This window comes from Phocaeicola sp. GP0067 (genome assembly GCF_031119655.1).
Lineage (GTDB): Bacteria > Bacteroidota > Bacteroidia > Bacteroidales > Bacteroidaceae > Phocaeicola > Phocaeicola vulgatus.
This window is the reverse complement of sequence record NZ_JAVHZY010000007.1, coordinates 1-22,066: the sequence shown is the minus strand read 5'-3', so window position 1 is coordinate 22,066 and position 22,066 is coordinate 1. Positions and strand designations below refer to the sequence as shown.

The 22,066-nt window shown below is 46.6% G+C and carries 28 protein-coding genes, 1 tRNA gene and 1 pseudogene; 10 read left to right on the top strand and 20 right to left on the bottom strand.

The window, feature by feature from the left end:
- Window positions 1-117 precede the first annotated feature (117 nt).
- Genes RE317_RS07500 through RE317_RS07485 form a run of 4 tightly spaced genes read right to left on the bottom strand, consistent with a single transcriptional unit; the run spans window position 118 to window position 1,471 of the window.
- Window positions 118-711, bottom strand: a complete 594-nt coding sequence (locus tag RE317_RS07500) for a hypothetical protein (protein WP_257421093.1) — start codon at window positions 709-711, stop codon at window positions 118-120.
- Window positions 712-730: 19 nt separating this feature from the next.
- Window positions 731-988, bottom strand: coding sequence for a hypothetical protein (locus tag RE317_RS07495; RefSeq protein WP_118214422.1), 258 nt, complete (start codon window positions 986-988; stop codon window positions 731-733).
- 11 nt (window positions 989-999) lie between these two features.
- Window positions 1,000-1,221 carry a hypothetical protein gene (locus tag RE317_RS07490; RefSeq protein ID WP_118214475.1) on the bottom strand — a complete coding sequence of 74 codons (222 nt, stop codon included), beginning with the start codon at window positions 1,219-1,221 and terminating at the stop codon, window positions 1,000-1,002.
- 19 nt (window positions 1,222-1,240) lie between these two features.
- Entirely contained in the window at window positions 1,241-1,471 is a 231-nt protein-coding gene (locus RE317_RS07485; protein WP_118214421.1) for a hypothetical protein, read from the bottom strand.
- A gap of 592 nt (window positions 1,472-2,063) precedes the next feature.
- Here RE317_RS07485 and RE317_RS07480 point away from each other — a divergent pair.
- Entirely contained in the window at window positions 2,064-2,348 is a 285-nt protein-coding gene (locus RE317_RS07480; RefSeq protein WP_118214420.1) for a hypothetical protein, read from the top strand.
- Window positions 2,349-2,979: 631 nt separating this feature from the next.
- Here the strand turns inward: RE317_RS07480 and RE317_RS07475 are convergent.
- The 4 genes from RE317_RS07475 to RE317_RS07460 all read right to left on the bottom strand — a co-directional run bounded on the left by RE317_RS07475 (window position 2,980) and on the right by RE317_RS07460 (window position 5,761).
- On the bottom strand, window positions 2,980-3,411 hold the full coding sequence (locus RE317_RS07475) for a virulence RhuM family protein (RefSeq protein WP_118214418.1): 432 nt from the start codon (window positions 3,409-3,411) through the stop codon (window positions 2,980-2,982).
- Window positions 3,412-3,456: 45 nt separating this feature from the next.
- Complete coding sequence (locus RE317_RS07470; RefSeq protein WP_118214417.1) at window positions 3,457-4,050, bottom strand: site-specific integrase; 594 nt, start codon at window positions 4,048-4,050, stop codon at window positions 3,457-3,459.
- Window positions 4,051-4,064: 14 nt separating this feature from the next.
- A complete protein-coding gene (locus RE317_RS07465) occupies window positions 4,065-5,285 on the bottom strand; it encodes a site-specific integrase (protein WP_118214416.1) in 1,221 nt (406 codons plus the stop codon).
- 402 nt (window positions 5,286-5,687) lie between these two features.
- Window positions 5,688-5,761 (bottom strand) — tRNA-Asp (locus tag RE317_RS07460).
- 230 nt (window positions 5,762-5,991) lie between these two features.
- On the opposite strand from RE317_RS07460, the gene RE317_RS07455 reads away from it, so the two are divergent.
- Entirely contained in the window at window positions 5,992-6,582 is a 591-nt protein-coding gene (locus tag RE317_RS07455; RefSeq protein ID WP_005846781.1) for a YqgE/AlgH family protein, read from the top strand.
- On the opposite strand, the gene RE317_RS07450 is transcribed toward RE317_RS07455, so the two are convergent.
- From RE317_RS07450 to recR, 3 genes are read right to left on the bottom strand one after another with little or no spacing between them, the layout of a single operon-like run.
- The gene (locus RE317_RS07450; protein ID WP_005846779.1) at window positions 6,575-7,111 is read right to left on the bottom strand and encodes a GNAT family N-acetyltransferase; all 537 of its coding nucleotides are present in this window, start codon (window positions 7,109-7,111) and stop codon (window positions 6,575-6,577) included. The genes RE317_RS07455 and RE317_RS07450 overlap by 8 nt on opposite strands.
- The gene (locus RE317_RS07445; protein ID WP_005846777.1) at window positions 7,108-7,578 is read right to left on the bottom strand and encodes a hypothetical protein; all 471 of its coding nucleotides are present in this window, start codon (window positions 7,576-7,578) and stop codon (window positions 7,108-7,110) included. Before RE317_RS07445 ends, RE317_RS07450 begins: the two co-directional genes overlap by 4 nt.
- Window positions 7,579-7,598: 20 nt before the next feature.
- Entirely contained in the window at window positions 7,599-8,216 is a 618-nt protein-coding gene (recR, locus tag RE317_RS07440; protein WP_005846775.1) for a recombination mediator RecR, read from the bottom strand.
- A gap of 78 nt (window positions 8,217-8,294) precedes the next feature.
- Between recR and RE317_RS07435 the strand changes: the two genes are divergently transcribed.
- Window positions 8,295-9,776, top strand: a complete 1,482-nt coding sequence (locus RE317_RS07435; protein ID WP_016270447.1) for a sodium:solute symporter — start codon at window positions 8,295-8,297, stop codon at window positions 9,774-9,776.
- Entirely contained in the window at window positions 9,742-10,344 is a 603-nt protein-coding gene (gene yihA / locus RE317_RS07430; protein ID WP_005846771.1) for a ribosome biogenesis GTP-binding protein YihA/YsxC, read from the top strand. The genes RE317_RS07435 and yihA overlap by 35 nt, the downstream gene beginning before the upstream one ends.
- Window positions 10,345-10,453: 109 nt before the next feature.
- Here yihA and RE317_RS07425 read toward each other — a convergent pair whose 3' ends face one another.
- The 8 genes from RE317_RS07425 to RE317_RS07390 form a co-directional block, all read right to left on the bottom strand.
- Window positions 10,454-12,757, bottom strand: coding sequence for a DEAD/DEAH box helicase (locus tag RE317_RS07425; RefSeq protein WP_032944640.1), 2,304 nt, complete (start codon window positions 12,755-12,757; stop codon window positions 10,454-10,456).
- A 103-nt stretch (window positions 12,758-12,860) separates the two neighbouring features.
- Window positions 12,861-13,262 carry a HEPN domain-containing protein gene (locus tag RE317_RS07420; RefSeq protein ID WP_005846767.1) on the bottom strand — a complete coding sequence of 134 codons (402 nt, stop codon included), beginning with the start codon at window positions 13,260-13,262 and terminating at the stop codon, window positions 12,861-12,863.
- Window positions 13,259-13,567, bottom strand: a complete 309-nt coding sequence (locus RE317_RS07415; RefSeq protein ID WP_005846765.1) for a nucleotidyltransferase domain-containing protein — start codon at window positions 13,565-13,567, stop codon at window positions 13,259-13,261. Before RE317_RS07415 ends, RE317_RS07420 begins: the two co-directional genes overlap by 4 nt.
- Before the next feature lie 182 nt (window positions 13,568-13,749).
- On the bottom strand, window positions 13,750-15,318 hold the full coding sequence (locus RE317_RS07410) for an ATP-binding protein (protein WP_022508943.1): 1,569 nt from the start codon (window positions 15,316-15,318) through the stop codon (window positions 13,750-13,752).
- Between the two features lie 124 nt (window positions 15,319-15,442).
- Complete coding sequence (locus RE317_RS07405) at window positions 15,443-15,835, bottom strand: DUF86 domain-containing protein (protein ID WP_032944567.1); 393 nt, start codon at window positions 15,833-15,835, stop codon at window positions 15,443-15,445.
- The gene (locus RE317_RS07400; RefSeq protein ID WP_008667148.1) at window positions 15,828-16,121 is read right to left on the bottom strand and encodes a nucleotidyltransferase family protein; all 294 of its coding nucleotides are present in this window, start codon (window positions 16,119-16,121) and stop codon (window positions 15,828-15,830) included. Before RE317_RS07400 ends, RE317_RS07405 begins: the two co-directional genes overlap by 8 nt.
- Window positions 16,122-16,198: 77 nt before the next feature.
- Window positions 16,199-16,360 (bottom strand): hypothetical protein, encoded by a 162-nt coding sequence (locus tag RE317_RS07395; RefSeq protein ID WP_008781504.1) that lies wholly within the window; start codon window positions 16,358-16,360, stop codon window positions 16,199-16,201.
- 1 nt (window position 16,361) lies between these two features.
- Window positions 16,362-16,511 (bottom strand): hypothetical protein, encoded by a 150-nt coding sequence (locus RE317_RS07390; RefSeq protein ID WP_005847786.1) that lies wholly within the window; start codon window positions 16,509-16,511, stop codon window positions 16,362-16,364.
- 159 nt (window positions 16,512-16,670) lie between these two features.
- On the opposite strand from RE317_RS07390, the gene RE317_RS07385 reads away from it, so the two are divergent.
- The 6 genes from RE317_RS07385 to RE317_RS07360 all read left to right on the top strand — a co-directional run bounded on the left by RE317_RS07385 (window position 16,671) and on the right by RE317_RS07360 (window position 21,560).
- Window positions 16,671-17,327 carry a BT4734/BF3469 family protein gene (locus RE317_RS07385; protein ID WP_032944568.1) on the top strand — a complete coding sequence of 219 codons (657 nt, stop codon included), beginning with the start codon at window positions 16,671-16,673 and terminating at the stop codon, window positions 17,325-17,327.
- Between the two features lie 72 nt (window positions 17,328-17,399).
- The gene (locus tag RE317_RS07380) at window positions 17,400-19,205 is read left to right on the top strand and encodes a DUF3987 domain-containing protein (RefSeq protein WP_032944569.1); all 1,806 of its coding nucleotides are present in this window, start codon (window positions 17,400-17,402) and stop codon (window positions 19,203-19,205) included.
- Window positions 19,206-19,595: 390 nt separating this feature from the next.
- Window positions 19,596-19,790: a DUF4248 domain-containing protein gene (locus RE317_RS07375; protein ID WP_008667139.1), complete on the top strand. Its 195-nt coding sequence runs from the start codon at window positions 19,596-19,598 to the stop codon at window positions 19,788-19,790.
- Between the two features lie 365 nt (window positions 19,791-20,155).
- On the top strand, window positions 20,156-20,650 hold the full coding sequence (locus RE317_RS07370; RefSeq protein ID WP_303266228.1) for a DNA-binding protein: 495 nt from the start codon (window positions 20,156-20,158) through the stop codon (window positions 20,648-20,650).
- A gap of 219 nt (window positions 20,651-20,869) precedes the next feature.
- Window positions 20,870-20,980 carry a smalltalk protein gene (locus RE317_RS07365; protein ID WP_007852218.1) on the top strand — a complete coding sequence of 37 codons (111 nt, stop codon included), beginning with the start codon at window positions 20,870-20,872 and terminating at the stop codon, window positions 20,978-20,980.
- Between the two features lie 61 nt (window positions 20,981-21,041).
- Window positions 21,042-21,560 (top strand): N-acetylmuramoyl-L-alanine amidase, encoded by a 519-nt coding sequence (locus tag RE317_RS07360; RefSeq protein ID WP_005847794.1) that lies wholly within the window; start codon window positions 21,042-21,044, stop codon window positions 21,558-21,560.
- Between the two features lie 258 nt (window positions 21,561-21,818).
- Here RE317_RS07360 and RE317_RS07355 read toward each other — a convergent pair.
- Window positions 21,819-22,066, bottom strand: a pseudogene (locus tag RE317_RS07355) (hypothetical protein); the annotation flags it as partial.

Below are 22,066 nucleotides of genomic sequence, written 5' to 3'. Positions count from 1 at the left end.
TTGGTCTATGTACCGTGCTCCGACTGATGTCGAACTGTGGGGGAAAGAAATGGAATAACACTTCCTCTTTAATAAGTAAAATCCTCTTGTCTGAACCGCGACAAGAGGATTTTATATTTAGAACAGAGCCAATGTGAGTTGTTGCGGCTGGACGTATTGTCGTTTCAATTCCAATAATTTGTTTTTTAGTTTATTGATTACTGTGGGATTATAATTGCTTTTATCGGCAACAGAACAACGCTCTGCCTTTTCATACCGCTTTTCCAGCAAGTTGATACCTTGTCGGATTGCTTCTTTGTAATCTTTGACCGGTTCATCCCATACGGATGGATGGCTGCCACCGCCGGCACTGCCTGTACACCAACTAACCGTTACTGCATACGTTCCGTTTTCAGATTTACCGATGTGGATACAATTGGAATTACCCACTTTTATTTCTTCAATAATGGGTAACATGCCATTCAACAAACCATGTTGGTCGAGATGCTTACTTGTAAATCCGAAAATCAATCCTCTTTCATAGGTGCGTATATTGAGGATAATCCGGTGTACGTTATTGCCAAAACTCTCGAAATAGGCTGTTTGCTGCTTGTTATTGCGACGTACTGCCAAAAGATAACGGAGCACTGTTTCGCGTTCTACTTTACATGGATTAAAATCTAAAATCGCCTGCAATTTCTCTTCTCGTGTCATTTGGGATATAGTTTTCATACGGATTTTTATTAAAGGGTTAAAATTCAGCTATAAACAATCGGTTTTTCATAAACCGGATGCTTCCTTTGGAAATGCGTTGGTTTATCCAGAAATGATGGGAACCGTAACCATACTTGAAATACTGATCCAATTCTGTCTTTTCCCGAAGCTGTTTCACGGATTCACGGAGTTCTTGTTCGTCTCTGCAAAAAAGGATGGTATTCACTACTTGAATAAGGAGTGCAGGGATATTTTCATCCCATGCACAAATAATACTTTCAAATGTCACTTGCATAATTTTGATTTTTAAATGGTTGCTTTTAATATTTCGATGTGAAACTGGGGGCTTACTTCATAAAATAAATAATCAATGAAATCCTTGCGTGCTTCTTTTTCCAGTTCCTTGAAAAGTGCGGTGAACGTGGATATATTACCGTTCAGATAGACACTTACCATGTACTCAAAAATGTTTTCCACTTCATAATATCTGCATTGCTGCGAAACTGTCTTACTGTATCTTACTTTCATAATCATATATTTTTAAGTTTTAAATAATTGCGTAGAGAATAAACAGAGTTATCACTCCCCAAAAGAGGATTTTAAGAGTAAGGAAGAACACACGGAGTAACGGACGGACTGCCCACCATAAAAGGATGGCAAAAAGGAATTTTACTCCCAAGTAATACACACCTGCCACCATCAAAGCGACTTTCAAAATATTTATGCTGATTGGAAGGCTTGTAAGCTGCTGTTTCCTATTTTTTTCTTCATTTTTCATAATTTCTGACTTTTTTTTTATGCCTTATCGGAGCCGGCTGTTGAGCTGTGTTTCGTGTGCATCGGAAGATGACCGGATATGAACGGGCAAATTTTTTTTGTAAAATACTACCCGTAGGGCTGGAGATTTTGCAAATAAAAATTTGACAGGCAATAGACGGTCGTTTATCTTCGCACAAGGAACATTGCTTGACAGTTGGCTCCCATTAGATTGGCAGGAGTAAACGAGGAAGAAATTATAGAGAGAAAAATGAAGAAAAAAGCCATGTGATAACCATTAAAAAAGACAGCTCGCCGGGAGCTGTCCGTTATATTATCATTGGATGTTTTCATGAGAATACTTTTTATCTTTTTGCTTTAACCATGAAAATATATCCTATAATTTTCCTACTTTTGCCGCGAGAGGATAAATAATCCTCTGTATTTAGTGAGTTTATTTACCGTTCCGAGAAATCGCCAATTTCAAAACACAAAGGTAAGTAAACTGGCTCGGTCATATACTAACGTGACCTGTCAGTTACTTTTGTGTTGGGCGTTTGGCGATGCCTTTGGAACTGTGATTGGCAGTGTCACGTTTTTAAATTATATATGATATGGAACAATTAAATGAAACCCCTTTGCAGGGAATCGTGGGAACAGACAGCGGAGAACTGTTCTACCTCTTACAAATTGAAAAAGTCAGTGACCTTGTTAAGTTGCGGGGAGATTTAAGCACTGCTATCGACCTTATATCCAAAAGCGGAAGTTCGGAAAAAGAGATAAATGTCGTCAACGCATTGAACAGGCTGCTTGCCGGATTGATGAAGTATGATAACGACCACTACGAGGCAATGGATATAGCACTTATCGGTGCTATGAAGGAATTGAAAAAGAAATAATCCGAACTGTTTTATCCGGGCGGGTCAGACAATCATAAAAATGACCTTTTATCATAACCGGAAAAAGAAAGGTGTTCCGATGGCCGATGAATATTTATATTCGGTGGTCGGCGGAATTACTTTTCTGCGGTTATGGATAGGCAAAATGGAATTTCCGTTACAAAGTACGGGGAATTGCTTTTTGACGAATAAATGATTTTTATACCGATGGAGGGGTGGGAAAAGTATTAGATTTGATTTTTTCCTACGGATTCAATATTACTTCCCGCTTTTACTAATTCAAAAAACAAAGATATAAATAACTCATAATTACATAGTTATACTTAAAATCGTTACTTTACCAGTATTTAAGATTTTGAGTAACGATTTGGGGATTTATTTTGTCTTTGTCCTGTCTTTCCAACGGGTATTAGAATGGCGTAAGAAAAAGGATAGTCATTCATCAAGTGCCGTTATTGTCTTTTGTATGTCTTTAAAACAAAAGAATCAGACTGTGAGATTCTATTGGGATAAAATTCTAACGGGTGGTAATGAAGACGGTTTGTTCAAAAGCAGGGTTTCTTGGGAAGATGAAAAAAGCCCAATACATTTCTTTGTGCATCAGGCTTTAATTTTACTATAGGATATGCGGTTAATTGGGCATTGAGGGGTAGCAAATGGAAGCATGGCGGGTATCGGCATTGAAAACGACAATAACATCTGTTTCTTTCCTGTCCATACGATTGTATTCGCAGAGAGCGTTCATGACCCATTCGCGGAAGGCTTTAGCATAACGAGAATCTATGCGGTAACTCAGGAAAATAATAGCTTCGAGGTTATAGAAAGTAACGTAGATGTCCTGCCCTTTTTCGTTTTTCATCTTGCGCTCCATCGTCACGTCGTCTTCACATAGTACGCCGGATTTGAAGATGGAGCGGAAGTTATTACCCACTGTCTGGAGATATACGTCGAAAAGACGGGCGATTTCATGCTTGAACATCCATACGGTTCCATTTACTATTTTGACTTCGACAACGGGCTTGCCGATTTCTTCTTCGGTGATTTTGATGTATCCTCTTTCCATTTTGATTTTATTTAGGGGGTAAAATTAGTTATTTATGCAGTAAGTCTATTTATTGGTTGCAAGTTTCTTGGATAACTCAAGGATTTCCCGGCTGACTTGCTTGTCAGAGACACGTGTGCAACGGGTAGTATAATCCCGGAAACCAAACAGCTTGGAAATGATTACGGGAGGAACTTCATTAGCCATGCCGATCGTGACGGCAAAGGTGGAACGGGCGGACTGGAAACTCAATTTCCGGTCTAAACCGCACTGTGAGACTATTTCTTTCAAGTAGGCGTTTACTTTCTGGATGCTGGGGACGGGCAACAGGTTTTCGGTATTGCCATCCCTATATTTGTCAATGATCCGGCAGGCATTTTCCAAAAGTGGAATTTGGCAGGAATGTTTTTCCGTAGGACGAAAAATTGACAACCATCGGGTCCCGTCCTTTGCGCGGATAACATGATAATCCTGTAAGTTCTTGATGTCACGGTAAGTCAAACCCGTGTAACAGGAAAAGAGATAGAGGTCACGGACTTTTTCAAGACGGGAGCTTTGAAGCTCCTGTCTTTCTACCGTTGCCAATTCTTCTGCTGTCAGATATTCACGTCCTGTTTTCATGCCGTTTGTACGGCTCTTGCTTAAATAATCTATATACATTTATTTTTCCTCCTTTATTTAACTTCCATATGCAAGTTCAACTGCTCCGAAAGATTTTGCATACTGCGGCCGACAAGAATATTGGTTGCCTTGGCGTAATGCTGCGTTTGGCGAATATTGGTGTGTCCCAACATCTTTGCAATGCTCGCCATCGGAACGTCGTGCAGCAGGGTGAGCGAAGTGGCAAAGGTGTATCTGGCAACATGGTAGGTCAACTCCTTGTTGATACCGCATACAGTGGCGAGTTCCTTCAAATATTGGTTTACCTTTTGGTTGCTACATACGGGAAGCAATCGTCCTCCGGTCTGTTGTCCACGGTATTTTTCAAGGATTTGGAGAGGAACTTCCAGCAAAGGTATATCGGCTACAACTTTTGTTTTTTGGCGGGGTTTCTTAATCCAAATTTTCCCGTCATTGGCTTTATGAAGATGCTCTTCCGTCAGAAAATAGGTATCTGAATACGCCAAACCTGTGAAGCAGGAAAAAACAAACACATCACGGACACGGCGTAAGCGGTCATTTAGAATGTTTTTTTCCATAATGGTTTGCAGTTCTTCCAGTGTAAGATAGGGAACTTCCACTTCCTCAAATGTAATTTTCTTATCGTAAAACGGGTCTTCCTGTAACATGCCGTGAGACTGTGCATAATTGGTGGCGGTTTTCAGCTTCTGTAACATCTTGGCGGTGGCATTATGACCGACTTTCTTGTCTACGCGCAGAAAAATATCAAAGCCGTTCACAAAATCATCGTCAATGCTGTATAGTGGCAGGTCTTCGTTCTTATACTCCTGTTTGATGTACTCCTGCAAACGACGATAGACCAATTCATATTTGCCGTAGGTGGATTTGGATATTGATACACCGAGCTGCTTTTGTTTTTCATCAACTATCTTTTTAAAGATGGTGAGTATCGTATGGCTCTTTGCTTTTATACCTAAATAGGCATTCTTTAACATCAACGGGGTGGGAAAACAACCTACCGATCGGATTTTTTCGTAGTGGTTGTTCAACTCTACCCGCATCTTTTCCAGTTTCAGGTTAATTTCATTGGCTGCCGGAGTACGTCCGGCTATTCGTGAGGATTTGGTATCCCACTTCTTTTCTTCTGTTTCAAGTTTGGTACTGAACTCTACTTTTTCACCGTCAATGGTGATACGCACCATAATGGGCAGTTTTCCGTTCTTCAATGGAGCGCCCTTCTTCAAATAAAATAAAACTCTAAATGTACTTCGCATAATTCTACTTTTTTAGGTTACAAAATTAATTCAACGCATTGCAAATGAATTATTTATGCCAAGACACTTAACGGTATTGTCAGAGACTTCCGAAAGAAGAATTGAAAAAAATGGCTTAGTGAATATTTGCCGATAGTCATTATTATCGGTTTATATTCAAATCGTTACTTTTTTCAGATATGTTTTTGATGGTCTAAACTGCGACAAATCAACGACATATCTGTGAAATCGTTACTTTTTTTGGCGTCCTGATTTTAGGTAACGATTTAGAAACGCTTTTTGTCTCCAAGATGACTTTTAGGGGAGTATCGGGTTGTCGTAGGAACAACAAAAAAACAGCCCTAAATTCATGATTTAGAGCTGTTTTACTTACTTTTGACACTTTGTTGTCTAGTGTATTTGCGGTGCGTACGGGACTCGAACCCGTGACCCCATGCGTGACAGGCATGTATTCTAACCAACTGAACTAACGCACCAAATTTCATTTTTCTTATACTGCATCTCTCTCGATTGCGGTTGCAAAGGTACGCAAAATTTCGATATCTGCAAGCATTTTACGAATATTTTCTTGAACTTTTTTACATCAACTCTGATAATAAGCCATTTAAGATACAAGAAAAATAAAAATACAAAAAAAAGAGAGCACTTCATGTATTTTTTAAATATAATATGTATATTAGTCGTGTAAATAAAAGGAAACGCAACTATGGATATGCATGTTTTTCAAGTAGAATCAAATAAAGTACTTCCACAACAGGGAAGCATCCTTATATCCTCCCCTTTCATGAACGACTACCACTTTACAAGAGCAGTCGTGCTTCTTATCGAACATAATGACGAGGGAAGTATGGGTATTATCATGAATAAAGATTTCCGTTACCACATTCTGCTCAATGACCTCATCCCCGAATTGGAATTCGCACAGCGGGTCCCGGTGTATAAAGGCGGGCCGGTGAGCCGGGAGACAATATTTTTCCTGCATACGCTAAAAGATCTGGAAGGCGCACTGCCTCTGGGAAACGGGCTTTATCTGAATGGTGATTTCAATGCCGTGCAACAATATATACTGGACGGGAAGCCCATTGAAGGAGTGATCCGTTTCTTTGCCGGTTATGCGGGATGGGATCATGGACAACTTGCCAAAGAAATAAAAGAGAACTCATGGCTCATAGGAAAAGCCGGGAAAGAAACGTTGCTCAACCAGCACTTCCGCGACTTATGGCATACCAGTTTGAACGAAATGGGAGGCAAATACGCCATTTGGGCCCGCTATCCCCAATACCCCTCCCTCAACTGAGATTCAGCTTCTGAACAACCAGCACATCCGTATAGCCACCGCCAAACGTATGCGCCCACTCTTTCAATACCGCACTCTCTTTGTACCCGCACGCCGCAAAGAGTCTGCGGGAAGGAAGGTTTTCCACAGCGATATAGGCAAACAACTGATGAATTCCCAGATAACGGAAACAGTGTTCTTCCAGCAAAGCCAAGGCGTTACGCCCTATCCCCTGCCTGCGACAGGATTTATCCACCATAATCCCCACCTCGGCCCGGTTGTGCAAAGGATCAAAAGAACATAGATCCACAATCCCCACCACCTGCCGGTTCCCGTTTTCTATCATCAGGCGCAACTGGCGGTCGGCAAACAAATCATTCTGGGTCTGCTCTATGTACTGCTTCAACTGAAAACGCGAATACGGGCCTGTGGTATTGCTCATCTCCCACACATCCGTAGCGTTCTCAAAGCGGAACATGACTTCCAAGTCTTCCGGCTCCGGTGCACGGAGCCTTATCCCGTTCCCTTGAAAATGCCGGTCACTCATCATAAAGCAGGCTCCTCATTCTCCTCTTTTACCAAATCCAGCTCATCCAGCATCCGCTTGCGGGTAGGGACACAGAACAGGGAAGCGATCAGCGCCATCATGGCACACAATACGCCCGTGTTGTTCAGAGTCAGATAATAAAATGACAAGTTCACCAATACGGGAACCACCAGCATCCCCGTCCTTATCTCACTCCAGCGGCGATAACTTTTCAAGGCTTCCGGCAATGAACGCTGCTTCACATTCTTCACCAAGGAAAGGCTGAACAGCCGGAGCGATAAAGGAATCAGCCCCACCGCCAATAAAATCCCTACCGTCTGCAAGACATAATCCATACGGACATCGCCCGCGTAAGCCCCCTCGGTCATCACCCCTGTTTCATAAAGAGCCACCAAGAGCAAAGGCAACACCCATACCGCCACATATTCTATCTGCAAGTATCGCAGCAATTGTCTTATCTTCTTTTCCATCTCTTTCTGTTTTTCCCAGTTTATGCCGTTCCCGTAAACAAAGTACGATTTATGATGGAACGTCCCAACGTCACTTCATCCGTATATTCCAGCTCATCCCCGATAGAGATACCACGCGCTATCACACTCAGCTTCACGTCCATGCCGTCCAGCTTGCGCGAGATATAGAAATTCGTCGTGTCCCCCTCCATCGTCGAGCTCAAGGCAAGGATCACTTCCTTCACCTCACCGCCTTTCACCCGTTCCACCAGACTTTCTATCTGCAGATCGGAAGGACCTATGCCATCCATGGGCGAGATGACTCCCCCCAGGACATGGTACAGCCCCCTGTACTGCTGCGTGGCTTCCACCGCCATCACATCACGGATACTCTCCACCACACAGATCGTGGAAGCGTCCCGTGCCGGATTGGAACAGATACGGCAAGTTTCCGTGTCCGATATATTATGGCACACTTTACAATATTTCACTTCATGTTTCAAGGTAATCATCGCATTACCAAACGCCTCTACCACAGCCGTATCCTGTCTGAGCAGATGCAATACCAGCCGCATGGCGGTCTTGCGTCCCACACCCGGCAACTTGGCAAACTCTCCTACCGCTTTTTCCAGCAGCATGGACGGATATTGTTGGTTCATCAGTTATTTTGTATTATAATGGATGCAAACTTACGCAATTTCAACGATTTTGAGTACATTTGCACTCAAAAAAATAACATGAACGGAATTTATATTCTGCTGACCATACTGCTCTATTTCGGAATACTGCTGCTTGTAGCCCGCCTTACCGGCCGTCATTCCGATAATGACGCGTTCTTCCGCGGCAACCGCCGTTCTCCCTGGTATATTGTTTCTTTCGGAATGATCGGAGCCTCCCTTTCGGGAGTTACCTTCGTTTCCGTTCCGGGTATGGTACGCGGCATCGACATGACCTATATGCAGACCTGTTTCGGCTTCTTCATAGGCTATCTCATCATCGCCCACGTTCTGCTGCCGCTTTATTACAGGTTGAACCTGACCTCCATCTACACGTATCTGGGAGACCGGATCGGAAGGCACGCTTATAAGACGGGAGCTTCCTTTTTCCTTCTGTCCAAGATCATCGGAGCCGCAGCGCGCCTTTATCTGGTATGCCTTATCCTCCAGCATTATGTATTCGACGCCTTTCATATTCCTTTCGCCGCCACGGTGATAGGGATTGTCTTACTGATCTGGCTGTACACCCGCCGCAGCGGCATACGCACGATTGTGTGGACGGACAGCTTGCAGACACTCTGCCTGCTGCTGGCGCTGGGATTAATACTTTATGAGGTTTCCGGCCAGCTGGATCTGGATTTTCCGGGACTGGTACATGCCATCCGGGAAAATGAGCACAGCCGTATCTTTGTTTTTGACGACTGGCACAGCAAACAGAACTTCTTCAAGCAGTTTTTCAGCGGCATCTTCATCACGATTGTCATGACAGGGCTGGATCAGGATATGATGCAGAAGAACCTGTCGTGCAAGAACCTGCGTGAAGCCCAAAAGAACATGTATTGCTACGGCATCTCATTCGTTCCGGTCAATTTCCTGTTCCTGTCACTCGGAATCCTGCTGTTATTGTTCGCCTCGCAACTGAACATCCCCCTGCCGGCAGCCGGGGATGAGATACTGCCCTTGTTTGCGGCGGAAGGCCATCTGGGATTCGCCGTACTGATATTCTTTACCATCGGCATCATTGCAGCCGCCTTTTCCAGCGCCGATTCGGCATTGACCGCCCTCACCACCAGCTTCTGTATAGACATAGCGGGCATAAGCCATTTGTCCGGCAAGGAAGCGGAAAGACGGAGGAAGCTCGTGCACTTCTGCATATCAGTCCTCTTTATCGGATTCATCCTGCTGTTCAAGGCAGTAAACAACAAGAGTGTCATCGACGCTATCTATACCATCGCCTCGTACACTTACGGCCCGTTGTTGGGGCTGTTTGCATTCGGGCTGTTCACCCCAATGCGGCCGCGCGACCGTTTTGTTCCTTACATAGCCATCGCCTCGCCGCTATTATGCTATGCCATAGACCGGCTGGTGTTCACCTCCACCGGCTATCAGTTTGGCTATGAAATGTTAATGTTTAACGGCTTCCTGACTTTTATGGGGCTGACTTGTTTAAGTATAAAAACAAAGAATTATGGAAATACTCAGTGCAGAATTTGTAGTAAGTAACACAAAAGTAGAGAAATGCCCGCAGGACAACCTGCCCGAATATGCATTTATCGGCCGTTCAAATGTAGGTAAATCGAGTCTGATAAACATGTTGGCCAAACGTCCCAAACTGGCTATGACTTCCTCCACTCCGGGGAAGACTTTGCTGATCAATCACTTTCTGATCAATAAAGAATGGTATCTGGTGGATTTACCGGGATACGGATATGCCTCCCGGGGCAAGAAACAGGTAGAAAAGATACAGCAGATTATCGAGGATTATATCCTGGAACGCGAGCAAATGACCAATCTGTTTGTATTGATAGACTGCCGTCTGGAGCCTCAGAAAATAGACTTGGAATTTATGGAATGGCTGGGAGAAAATGGAGTACCCTTCTCTATCATCTTCACCAAAGCCGACAAGCTGACCAATGGCAAGGTTAAGGATAATGTAAACAAATATCTGAAAAAACTGACAGAACAGTGGGAAGAACTCCCTCCTCATTTCGTATCCTCCTCTGAAAAGAAAACAGGCAGACAGGAGATTCTGGATTATATTGACAGCATTAACCGGTCGCTTAAGGCATAGCGTTTACCTAGTGGTGACTACTTAGAACGCAAATGACGCAAATGACACAAATTTATACCCGTTCCTATTTGTGTCATTTGCGCCATTTGCATTCCGTTCCGGCAAACGCTCAGAGTTTTATGGTCTTCACCTTACCCGGAATCACCGTCAGATGCACCGTACCGTTGCATTCTATATCCACCTTCTGGTATCTGGCCTCCACCACCACTTTTCCGTCCAGAGCCATTATTCCCCATTGGCAGGCGTTTTCCTCGTAAGCGCAATAATAGCCCACAGGAGGCAGAATCTTCCTGTATTTGGGAGGCACAATGATACGTTCCCCCAGTTTCAAGCCCCATTTCATCCCCATCCGGAAAGGCAATGCATCCCTGATCTCTTCCAACCTTTTCAGCCTTTTCTGTTCCTCTTCCTGCAATTGTTTCCGTTGAGCTATCCCGGCACGCCGCCCGGCTTCTTCCTTCAGACGTTCCATCACCGTATGGAAATCTTCCTCGCCCGGCCGGGGAGCATTACAGGCTATATACCGCTTTTCCTTCCCTTTCTCCACATGATAATAATTCCCGTTCCCGTCCATCACCACGATACTCCGGTCCGCCAGACGGCCACAGCACCAATATACTTCCTCCTCATTCCCTGCCAGCACACAGGCGAAAACATCAAACAAGGTAGTCCAGACAGGATCCACCAGTTGGCAGTCCTTCGGAACACGGTAATCCGGTATCTTCAGATAAAAGTCATAAAAGTAGATGCCGTTCTGATCCACCCCTCGCATGGAGACATACGGTTTTCCGGTACGGCTGAAAAAGAACGCTCCCACCTTCAGCAGCTCCACACCGCCGTATGGCAATTCCATACAGCCGAATGACAACACCACGGGTTTCTCCCGATAGGTTCTGTTTACCTTCAGGTCGATGTAAGATTCATTGCCCGCACAGTCTGTCACGGCAAGCAGATCCCCCTTCATGAACTTCATTTTCCGGCAGCGGTCCAGCTGTATTCCGGGCTGTCCGGTTTCATTCACCACACCTGCCCAGTTATTCCCGAATCTCACTGCCGCCCGGTCTCCACAGATATCAAACACTTCCGGATACCGGGGCCTTACCGTCATCCTCTCCCCGCGCCTCAATCCCCAAAGCCCGCTTTGTCTGTCATAATAACTTTTCAAAACGGGCTGTCCGCCTTTTTCCGTTGCTGAATCTTCCCGGGTTGTAAGGAAGTCCATCAGCCGGTCGTGCGTTATCACCACCTCCAGTTCATCCTCCCGTTGTCTTTCCTCCTCCGGCAGCAGACCGGATACGGACAGCCTGCCTGTTTCCGCCCGTGCCCGGGACAGCGCGTTGCCAATCATCCGCCCCTCGAACATCGCCGCCCAGTCATGGTTCCGGGCGGGCAGACCGAAGATGCGGTACAGACCCACATTGTCTATCAGCATACAGGACGCCTTGTCGGCCGACCTCCTCAGCCCACGTCCCACCTGTTGCAGGTATTTCGCCAGGGAAAGCGTAGGACGTGCCAGCTGCACGAACTCTACATCGGGACAGTCGAAGCCTTCGGAGAAGATATCCACATTGACCAGCACTTTCACCTTCCCCCGTCTGAAAGCCTCCACCAGTTCCCGGCGTTCCGAAGCCGGAGTCCTGCTGTCGATAGCCACAGCCTCCAGTCCGTGTGCGCTATAACAAGCCGCTATCCGGCGGGCATGGGCGATGCTGACAGCATATACGATTCCTTTCTTTCCGCGAGCATATCGTTCCACGCTCTCATACAGCCGGCCGATACTTGTCTCCCGGTTCAGCACCTCGTTCATCTCCTTTACCTGGTAGTCCCCGTCCGCACCCCGTTTCTTCAGCGAGTCTATCAACCGCTGTTCCCTGCTGTTCGCACGGATGGACACATAGTCAAAGGATGACAACCAACCCTTTCCGATGAATTCCGCGACAGTCCACGAAGCAATCAGGCTGTCGAACAAGTCCGTGAATCCCTTGCCGTTCAGCCGGCAGGGAGTGGCGGTCATACCCAGTTTCCTTGCCTCCGGATAGTTCTCCCAAAGTATCCGGTAGGTTTCCGCCAGGGCGTGATGCGCCTCGTCGATAACGATCAGGTCCGGCTCTTCATCCATGTGCTTCCGGTTTCGTGACAGCCACTGGATGGACATCACCCTCACCCTTCCGTCCTCTTTGCTCATCCCGTGCCGGGACACGGTTTCCTCTATCTGCTCCACCAGCTCCCGGCGGTGCGCCACGATCCATACCCGGCTGCCGGAACCACGCAGGAATTCCCTTACTATGGCGGCCAGCAGATGCGTCTTGCCCGTACCGGTAGGCATCTGTACCATCACACTTCGGTGAAGCTCCCACTCCTTGAAAAGGCGGAGCTTCATCTCCTGCTGGTAGTCGCGAAGAGTGTCGTTCATGCAATACATTATGCGGATGCCGGTCGCTACCGGCAACAAAAAAAAGGGAAGGCCACATGCATCATTGCATGCAGCCTATAGTAAATATCTTATTCTTTACGGATTAATTTTTATCGAAAACCCAATTATCAATAAGTCCTATAAAAGCACAGACTTTAGGATACATTTCCTGAGTTGCTGCTAAATCAAAGTTCTTAAAGTCTTCATAATCGGCAGCTGAACGATTATTGAACAAAATAGAATAAAAGCGTCCCCATTCTTTAGGGAATTTACCTGTAAGAATAAAATGCTGGCTGAATTTTTGACGTACACCTTCATGACTCTTGACTCCGTCTATCTCCGACTGCAACAACAATCCACTCACAGCATAAAAACAGGCATAATACATCCTATTCATTGCCGTATTGTAATAACCACGCTCTATATGATCTTTTATTTCATCTAACAATGATTTGGCTGAATTCAGCCTATATAAAACAATATCAAACCGCTGTTCCGGAGTCATAACAATATCCCCTCCTTCATTATATTCTCATAAAACGGAGTGAAACGTTTTCCCCATTCTTTCATCGACTCTATAAACGGATTGATTTGAACACCGGTTTCTAACTCAATGTCATATAAAGGAGCAGTTAAAAGCATCTTGTCCTCCAAAGTAACCACATCCTTATCTATCAACAGCAACAGGTCTATATCACTATCACTACGCGCATCACCCCGCGCCTCACTTCCATAAAGTATCACCTTTATACCAGGAGCAACCTTATGTAAGGCATTTTGTATAGATTTCACGATTTCAGGACGCTTCATACTCCTTATCTTTAGATTGAATTTGTTGTTAACTGCAATCAAGCTTAATACAAAGAACGAAATTTTTCTTCAAACAAACAAATATTCAGCATCTTAATTGATATCCTATCGAAAAGTTCCTGTTCCATTATTTTTCGCTTTTACCGTCCCTGCAATGAAAGAGTTCTTACATCATATACGGCCTATTCTTCTATGACCCAATCCCCCAGGGTGTGTTTCTCCACATCAAAATTGATCCCCACCTTCACCACTTGCAATCCGCTGAGGGAAAAGCGTTCGGGATACTGCTTCAGATTGATCTGGGCCATGGCCGCTTCCGCAGACCTACCCAGCTTCAATTCAATGACATACAGCTTACCGGCAACACGCATCACCACATCCACACGCCCCTTGGGGGTACGCACCTCCACATCGACATACATCCCGAACAGGGAGAAGATGATGTAGAACAATTGCTGGTAATGTCCCTCATAATTCGTGTTATCACAATACGGAACAGTAGAAAGGAATTCCTGAAGAAGACGCAAGGCCCCGTCCATATCTCCCCCGGCTATCGCAAGATACATACGGGCGATGGTCGTATTGCCTTTCAGCGTGTTATGGGCCAGATAGCCAGGCAGCAAGCTGCGCATCAGCCCGATCCGTATCTCACCGTTCGGAATGTCCAGCGTATACAGTTCGGCCAGCTTGTTGTAATCCTTTATCGTAAAGTAACCGCTCTGATAGAGCAGAGGAACAATGCCCTCCATTTTCTCCGTAGGCGCATCGAAATCAGCAGCCATAGCCTGCATACTTCCCCCTAACTGGGAGGGAAGGACGTGGAACTTGCGTAGCATCTCTATCAGATAAGTGGGCGTGCCGCTGCCAAACCAGTAATTGTTCAACTCGTCATTGGCAAAGGCATTCAGCAGGCTGAACGGATTATAGATATCGGGCGAAGGCCAGGTAAAATGATAACCGTCATATTTCTCCTTCAACTTCTGCAACGTTTCCTCTTTGCTCATTTCCTGCGAAACGGCAAGCCGTTCTATATAAGCTGTCATCTGTTCCTGCATTTCTTCCTGAGTGATGCCACAAATGGCGGCATAGGGCTTCAGCATACTGATATTCAAGATATTGTTCAGCTCGCTGAAGATGCTGAGTTGGGAGAATTTGGTAATGCCGGTCAGGAACACAAAGCGAAGATAAGGGTCGCACGCCTTCAACGGGCTGTAAAAATTGCGCATCACGTTACGGAGAACGGGAAGATCCGTTTCCTCATGCATCACATCCAGCAAAGGCGCGTCATACTCGTCAATAAGGACTACCACCTGTCGGCCGGTCTGTTCGTTGGCACGCATGATGAGTGAAGTCATCCGGTCGTTCAGCTTCACAGCCTCCTCAGGCTTGCCATAAATTTGTTCATATCCGCTAAGCTGGAAGCTCAGCATGCTTTCCAACGTATCCTTGTCCACATGCTTCGCCAGACTCATGTCGAAGTGCAGCACCGGATATTCCGTCCATTCGGTTTCCAGCTTCTCAATGGCCAATCCCCTGAAAAGGTCCTTCTTCCCGGCAAAGTAACTGTGCAACGTAGAAGTCAGCAATGACTTGCCGAACCGGCGGGGACGGCTCAGGAAACAATATTTGGAGGCGCCGTGCGCCATCCGGTAAACATATTCCGTCTTATCTATATAGAGGTAACCCTTGTTGATTATTTCCTCAAAAGTCTGTATGCCTATCGGGCATTTCTTCAATTGCTGCTGTTCCATCATTTTTTCCATTTTAACATTACCGCTACGAAGATAAACAAATTCCGCCACTTCCTGTTGCGTTTACCGCAAAATATGACTTCTTTTCTTCAGAAAAGAATTTTACGATATTGGTAAAGAAAAGCTATCCCATTATTAGGTTATCCGTCTTCAGATCATCCAGCATTCGTTTTATCGCTTGCTGCAATTGTGGTATGTCTTCCAGGCAAATACGATAAATCTCATCAGCATCTACATCGAAATAATGATGTACTATTATATCACGTACCCCCATCACATACCTCCATGGAATCTCCGGATATTGAGCCAATAATTCTTTGTTTGCCACCTTATCCAGATTTTTAATGCTTTCTCCAATCGCAGTCAGTTTCATGCAGATACTATCCAGTTTCATCATACCGCTTTCACTCAATAGAAAATCATCCGGACAGGAGATATCCGAAAAACGAAAACTTATTCTTTCCAGAGATTTCTGTATCAAATCCAATATATGGAAAGCGATCAACGTGTCATACATAAATGCCCTCCCTCTGAATTCTTTCACGTAAAAATGAATCCATTCTATCTCGCAGGCGTACAATATCCACTTTGCAGCCCAATAATTCTTCCAACTCTTGCTTTATACCCGCTAAAGCGAAAAAGCCATGCAGCTGACCTTCCACACACACATCCACATCACTATTTTCAGTCTGCTCGCCACGTGCCACAGACCCGAAAATACCCATACGCACAATGCCATATTTATGAGCATTCTCAGCCATATACTTACGCAATAATGCAATGTATTCAGATGTCGTTTTCATATTTTTCCTCCAAGTAGGTTTTCGCAAATATACAATTTATTTTTCTTCAGACAAAAATTTCTCATTAAAGAATTTACTCAAAGCATCCCCATTATCTCCCTCACTTTTCCCTTCCACTCCCCCAGTTCACGTTCCGCCTCCCGTGACAGCGGCGGGTTGACATACCTGTAAAACTCGATACGCCTCTCATAGTGTTCTTCTATAACCGCCTTCACCTCGAAAAAAAGAAGAAGCGTCATGTTATTTTTTTTCTTCCAGGCTGGTAAAAAAGCCATTAGCCACATGGAGCTTACGCTCCAACTCCCGTCTGTGCAGATTCAACTGGCCCAGACGTTTCACTACCTCGGCAGCCAATTGCCGGGCCTGATCAACAGGATTCAAATGTTCCATCGGATTAAATCGTATTTTTTTATATGAATACTCATTTACATGTCCTCATTCAGGACAAAAACACACGTATCTCGGTTATTATATCGAACTTTGTAACATTGAAAATCAATAACCTGATTCATAAATATCAGGGCTTGCAAATTTAATAAATAAAAACGAATGAACCAATTTAAAATGTCACTGTTTCTGCCACCGATATCACCGGTAAAGGACAGTGCCACCGGACGAACCATCCAGCCGCCCACCTTAACGCCCTACAAGGAAATAACCTTACAGAAAGTGTACAAACTTATCACATCCAGCGAACGCCTGAAAACACTGACCGAGACCGTGCGCCGGGCAGCGGAAAACGGGGATGAAAAAATCTATCGTATGCTCAAGCAGCAGACACTGCCCTACGTTACTCCCTGCGGCGTCTTTTCCTACCGCAAAAGCGACAGCCTGACCGGACCGTCGGGCTTGATTGTAGTGGACATAGACCATCTTGATTCCCGTGGGGAAGCGGAAAAGCTGAAAAGACAATTGTTCGACGACCGCCTCCTGCGCCCTGTACTGGCATTCACCAGCCCCGGCGGACGCGGAGTAAAAGCGTTCATCCCCTACGACCTGGCACGCATACCCGACACCAGACAGAATACCTCCGAAAACATCCACTGGGCGATGAACTACGTACAAGCAATCTATGACAGCCACCCGGACGGGGAAGATAAGAAAACGAGCCGCTCCGGCAAAGGCGTGGACCGTTCCGGCAAGGACCTGGTACGGGCCTGTTTCCTCTCGTATGACGAGGAAGCATTGATACGCCGGGAAATTTAAGAAGAATAGAAAAGCATACTCAAAAGAATGCCGGACAAAATTTAAACAGGCACTCAAAAAACAACAAATATCATGAACATGAACAATCCTTTAGAAAATTTGCGGCAGCTGACCGAAGCTGTCCGCATGGCAGGCGCGGATATCGCTCCCACCTACATTGAATATGTACAACTGGCTTTCGCCATCGCAAACGATTGCGGGGAAGCGGGACGCAATGATTTCCTCTCCCTCTGCTCCCTTTCCTCCAAATACGACGAAAAAAATGCACAAGCACTGTTCTCGAACGCGCTTCATGCCGATAAAGAAGATATACATCTGGGAACCGTGTTCCATCTGGCCGGGCAATGCGGAGTGAAGATTTCCGGCAGTGCCGGCTCTCACAAGGCAGGGACAATGGGGACAGCAGGGACAGCCCCGGATTTTCCACACACGTGCGCGCGATATAATAAGGTGGAAAATAACATTTCCGATGATACCGACGAGGAGGAACAGCTCACCGAAGGCTCCGATCCTTATTCCCCCCTGCCTACCTTTCCACAGAACTATGTGTGGCCGGAACTGCTGGAGAGAATCATTTCCTTCGGTAAAAATCCCGAACAGCGTGATATATTGCTCCTGGGAGCGTTTACCGTACTGGGCGCCTCCCTCTCCCACATAGTGCGGTGCCAGTACGGCCGGAAGTGGCAGGCCCCCTGTATGCAGACTTTCATCGTGGCCCCGTCCGCCTCGGGAAAAAGCGCGTTGACGTGGGTACGGCTCCTCATCGAACCCATACACGACAAGATACGCAACGAGGTGAAAGAGGCGATGAAAACTTACCGCCGGGAAAAGGCTGCCTACGACTCTCTGGGCAAGGAACGGAAAAATCAGGAAGCTCCCGTATTGCCTCCCAACCGGATGTTCCTCATATCGGGAAACAACACCGGAACAGGCATCCTGCAAAATATCATGGATTCCAACGGAACGGGCATCATCTGCGAAAGTGAGGCGGACACCGTATCCACCGCCATAGGGACCGAATACGGAAACTGGAGCGACACGCTGCGCAAGGCGTTCGACCACGACCGCCTGTCCTACAACCGGCGCACCGACCGCGAATATCAGGAGGTGAGCAGAAGCTACCTCTCCGTGCTGCTCTCGGGTACGCCCGCACAGGTAAAGCCCCTGATCCCCACGGCGGAGAACGGTCTGTTCTCCCGGCAGAACTTTTATTATATGCCACGCGTCACCCAATGGGCAGACCAGTTCGGCGAGGATGAGGTGGATGTGGACGAGGAATTCCGCCTGATGGGCAACGAATGGAAAAACACGCTGGACGAGCTGACGCTTCGGGGATTGTTTACCCTGAAGCTGACTCATGCCCAGCATAAACAGTTCAACTTCCTGTTCGACAAACTGTTCCATCGTTCCGGCAAGATCAACGGGGACGAGATGAGCAGTTCCGTCATCCGTCTTGCCGTCAATGCGTGCCGCATGATGTCGATAGTCGCCATCCTGCGAAGCCTGGAAGACCCTTCTCTGGTGAAACCTGACGCGCATATTTCTTCCGATAATCTGAAGGACCGTATCATCCCGCGCTGGAACCTGGTGATTACAGACGATGATTTCCATGCCGTGCTTGCCTTGGTGGAGCCGCTTTATCTGCACGCCACCCATGTTCTTTCGTTTCTGTCCTCCTCCGTTATCAAGCGCCGGAGCACGGCGGACAAGGATATGCTCTTTGCCGAGATGGAGGACGAGTTTACCCGCCGGCTGTTGCTGGAAAAAGCGCACGACAGGAGGATACCTGAATCCACCGCGCTGACCTGGCTCAAACGGCTCACCAAACAGGGGGCGCTGGTGAGTGTGGACGGCAAGGGAACGTATCACAAGAACTGACCCGGCTCTCTATATGTACACGCATGTGTGTGTGAGGAAAAAAGGGGCTGTCCCCACTGTCCCCGTGTCCCCGTCGCTGCTCCGTGCGGCCGTTGTTCCCGGATAGCAAAAATCGTTTGTGGCAGTTCATTGGGATTGTTCGGAAAACTCCGGATAAACTTTATATACGACACTCCATGCCGGTTAGTATAAAAACAATCGGGCACGCTTTATGCCGAAAGGGGATTTGAATAATTTGCCCATGTGTCAATGTACCGATTTATTGATTTGCTGCTATGTACAATTTACCAATGCGCCAATGTGCCAACCGGGCCGCACTCTATCCGTAGGTGATTGGCCGTTGGTTCATTATCATCATCTATCAAACTCACGTTAAACAAGAAACCATTCATGAATAAGACCGAAACAGCCCTTCTCTATTTTCCGGACAGTACGCCGAAAGTAGCCGTGCGTCATCTGATGCGCTGGATCGCCCGGTGCGCACCGTTGCTCCACGCCCTGGAAGCCACTGGATACCATCCCTGTCAGAAATCCTTCACCTGCCGCCAGTTGCAACTCGTCTACCTCCACCTGGGAGAACCGTGATTCCCCCTGGAATCTGCCACAGACTGTCCGAGAACTCTTCCTCTCTCTTTGAGCGTGGATTACGCGGAAAGAATAAAGAGGGAAGCGTGCCCCCCCTGAAGTCACCACATGACGCAAGTGCTGGCCGAGTTCCCGGACAGTTTCCCCAAAGGGTCAAAAGGGGTCGGAAGGGGTCACGCCGCACGGACGTGAAGTTATCTTTGCAGTGTCAGAAGGAAGAAGCCGCAACCCGGCACAAGATTACAAAAATCCTGGTACAAGATTCCGCGGATCTTGCCCCAAGTTTCACCGAACGCCGCAGCAGTGTGCGCCTTGCTCCTACCTGACACTTTTCCGATAATAATAACCCTTTAAAAACAAAAACGATGATCAACTACAGTATCTCACTCCGTGCCAATCCCAGTGACCAGGATGCTCCCAAGAAGGCTTATGCCAACGCCCAGTACTCAGAAATCATGACACTGGACAAGTTTGCCGAGCATATCTCGACTCACGGCTCCAAATACAACCTTGCCGACATCCAGGCGGTCCTGATCCAAGCGGTGGACTGTATGCGGGAGCAGCTTCTGGCAGGACAACGCATCCAGATGGGCGATCTGGGCACTTTCTCCATTCATATCAACAGCATGGGAGCCGAATCACTGGAGACATACAATCCCGCCATCCATGTGGAAGACCTGAACGTGCGCTGGAAAGCCGGGACCCGTTTCCTCAGCTTGCTGAAAGACAGCGTATTCAACCTGGTCCCTACCCGAAAGGCTGCCAAGCTGGTGGTTAAAGCCCTGAAAGCGGGGAAAAACACCGTGGACCTGACGGGAGAGGCTTCCGGACCAGATGACAAGACGGAAGAAAACGCCTGAACTTTCCGGGCTTCTAAAGTCTGATCGTATTTTGTCTTTCTGAAATGAAACGGTTGTTCCGAAGTAGACCTGTATTTCTATAAAGATCTGCCTTTCTGAAATAAAACTGTTATTCTGAACAAAGTGAAGAATCTGAATGCAATCGTTTTTATGCCCACAGATTCCTCGTTTTTGTCCGGAATGACAGAAAAAAACAAATCCTTTAAAACAAATATCCCTATGAACAATTCAAAGAAAATCACCTGGAAGCAAATTCTGCACGCCATTATCCAAGCTGCCATAGCAGCGCTCACCGCCTTGGGCGTAACCAGTTGCACCACTCTCTTTTAAAAAGCCCCCTGGCCCATCGCATGACACTTTTTAATTTTTAATTCCCTATTTCAATTCAACCATGATTCAAGAAACTTTCCCTATGATAATCGGTGAGGAAGAGATCCCGAACGAACGTGCTCTCCTCACTCAAGAGGACGGCCCGATGATGGCATCCTCCGCTTCCGTGAAATATATCGTCATTCATTGCAGCGCCACACGCTCCACCCGGGATTACACCGCCGAGCAACTGCTCCGTGACCACAAAACGCGAGGTTTCCGCACAGTGGGGTATCATTTTTATATCCGTCGTGACGGAAGTGTGACCCAGCACCGCAAGCTTCTGGAAGTGGGTGCGCACTGCCGCCCCTGGAACCGTTGCAGCATAGGCATCTGCTATGAGGGCGGGCTGGATGCGGACGGACGTCCGGCAGATACCCGGACACCGGAACAGACGGAACAATTTATTTTGTTGCTGATGCGGATGGTGAAAATCTTTCCCGGTGTCCGGATAAGGGGACACAGGGATATGCCGGGAAGTATCCCGAAGGCTTGTCCGTGTTTCGATGCGGAGGGGGTATTCGGGTACTTGGAGAAATAATAAAGAAAGTGGCAATCACCATGCAGTTTCTTCTTTGGAGGAAACTGCATGGAGAATGCCCTTACGTATGATTTGTTTTTCTTTGTAGAAAGGTTTTACAATAATGAATTTACTCAATCTACAGACTACCATACTAATCGTATACGATAGCCCTATAGAGAACCGACATTGACATCATTCTAATTTACCCTACCCACCATTCATCTTTCTACAAAACAGAAGCAAATCACCTAGCAGTACAATCAATCGTGCACACCGTTACAGCTTATCAATTTCTTCCGCTGAAAGTCCGGCAACCCGGACAATATCCGCTATGGAAAAACCGTTCTCTTTCAGTTTACGGGCAATTTCCAAACGCTCCTTCAAACGTCCTTCCGCCTCTCCTTCCGCTTTTCCTTCCGCTTTTCCTATTGCTTTTCCTATCGCTTTTCCTTCCGCGACAGCCTGTTCACGGATATCATTTTCCACAATACGGCTCACGTTATAACGGTCCACCGCCTTATCAT

Bases quoted from the DNA above. Each gene is read 5' to 3' on its own strand.
- RE317_RS07400 (WP_008667148.1), bottom strand. From the start codon at position 16,121: ATGAAAACGACATCTGAATACATTGCATTATTGCGTAAGTATATGGCT.
- RE317_RS07470 (WP_118214417.1), bottom strand. From the start codon at position 4,050: ATGTATATAGATTATTTAAGCAAGAGCCGTACAAACGGCATGAAAACA.
- RE317_RS07495 (WP_118214422.1), bottom strand. From the start codon at position 988: ATGCAAGTGACATTTGAAAGTATTATTTGTGCATGGGATGAAAATATC.
- RE317_RS07370 (WP_303266228.1), top strand. From the start codon at position 20,156: ATGATCAACTACAGTATCTCACTCCGTGCCAATCCCAGTGACCAGGAT.
- RE317_RS07450 (WP_005846779.1), bottom strand. From the start codon at position 7,111: ATGATGAGTGACCGGCATTTTCAAGGGAACGGGATAAGGCTCCGTGCA.
- recR (WP_005846775.1), bottom strand. From the start codon at position 8,216: ATGAACCAACAATATCCGTCCATGCTGCTGGAAAAAGCGGTAGGAGAG.
- RE317_RS07390 (WP_005847786.1), bottom strand. From the start codon at position 16,511: ATGGAACATTTGAATCCTGTTGATCAGGCCCGGCAATTGGCTGCCGAG.
- RE317_RS07395 (WP_008781504.1), bottom strand. From the start codon at position 16,360: ATGACGCTTCTTCTTTTTTTCGAGGTGAAGGCGGTTATAGAAGAACAC.
- RE317_RS07435 (WP_016270447.1), top strand. From the start codon at position 8,295: ATGAACGGAATTTATATTCTGCTGACCATACTGCTCTATTTCGGAATA.
- RE317_RS07500 (WP_257421093.1), bottom strand. From the start codon at position 711: ATGAAAACTATATCCCAAATGACACGAGAAGAGAAATTGCAGGCGATT.
- RE317_RS07485 (WP_118214421.1), bottom strand. From the start codon at position 1,471: ATGAAAAATGAAGAAAAAAATAGGAAACAGCAGCTTACAAGCCTTCCA.
- RE317_RS07410 (WP_022508943.1), bottom strand. From the start codon at position 15,318: ATGGAACAGCAGCAATTGAAGAAATGCCCGATAGGCATACAGACTTTT.
- yihA (WP_005846771.1), top strand. From the start codon at position 9,742: ATGGAAATACTCAGTGCAGAATTTGTAGTAAGTAACACAAAAGTAGAG.
- RE317_RS07480 (WP_118214420.1), top strand. From the start codon at position 2,064: ATGGAACAATTAAATGAAACCCCTTTGCAGGGAATCGTGGGAACAGAC.
- RE317_RS07490 (WP_118214475.1), bottom strand. From the start codon at position 1,221: ATGAAAGTAAGATACAGTAAGACAGTTTCGCAGCAATGCAGATATTAT.
- RE317_RS07375 (WP_008667139.1), top strand. From the start codon at position 19,596: ATGAATAAGACCGAAACAGCCCTTCTCTATTTTCCGGACAGTACGCCG.
- RE317_RS07360 (WP_005847794.1), top strand. From the start codon at position 21,042: ATGATTCAAGAAACTTTCCCTATGATAATCGGTGAGGAAGAGATCCCG.
- RE317_RS07475 (WP_118214418.1), bottom strand. From the start codon at position 3,411: ATGGAAAGAGGATACATCAAAATCACCGAAGAAGAAATCGGCAAGCCC.
- RE317_RS07455 (WP_005846781.1), top strand. From the start codon at position 5,992: ATGGATATGCATGTTTTTCAAGTAGAATCAAATAAAGTACTTCCACAA.
- RE317_RS07465 (WP_118214416.1), bottom strand. From the start codon at position 5,285: ATGCGAAGTACATTTAGAGTTTTATTTTATTTGAAGAAGGGCGCTCCA.
- RE317_RS07445 (WP_005846777.1), bottom strand. From the start codon at position 7,578: ATGGAAAAGAAGATAAGACAATTGCTGCGATACTTGCAGATAGAATAT.
- RE317_RS07380 (WP_032944569.1), top strand. From the start codon at position 17,400: ATGAACATGAACAATCCTTTAGAAAATTTGCGGCAGCTGACCGAAGCT.
- RE317_RS07405 (WP_032944567.1), bottom strand. From the start codon at position 15,835: ATGTATGACACGTTGATCGCTTTCCATATATTGGATTTGATACAGAAA.
- RE317_RS07385 (WP_032944568.1), top strand. From the start codon at position 16,671: ATGAACCAATTTAAAATGTCACTGTTTCTGCCACCGATATCACCGGTA.
- RE317_RS07425 (WP_032944640.1), bottom strand. From the start codon at position 12,757: ATGAACGACACTCTTCGCGACTACCAGCAGGAGATGAAGCTCCGCCTT.
- RE317_RS07420 (WP_005846767.1), bottom strand. From the start codon at position 13,262: ATGACTCCGGAACAGCGGTTTGATATTGTTTTATATAGGCTGAATTCA.
- RE317_RS07415 (WP_005846765.1), bottom strand. From the start codon at position 13,567: ATGAAGCGTCCTGAAATCGTGAAATCTATACAAAATGCCTTACATAAG.
- RE317_RS07365 (WP_007852218.1), top strand. From the start codon at position 20,870: ATGAACAATTCAAAGAAAATCACCTGGAAGCAAATTCTGCACGCCATT.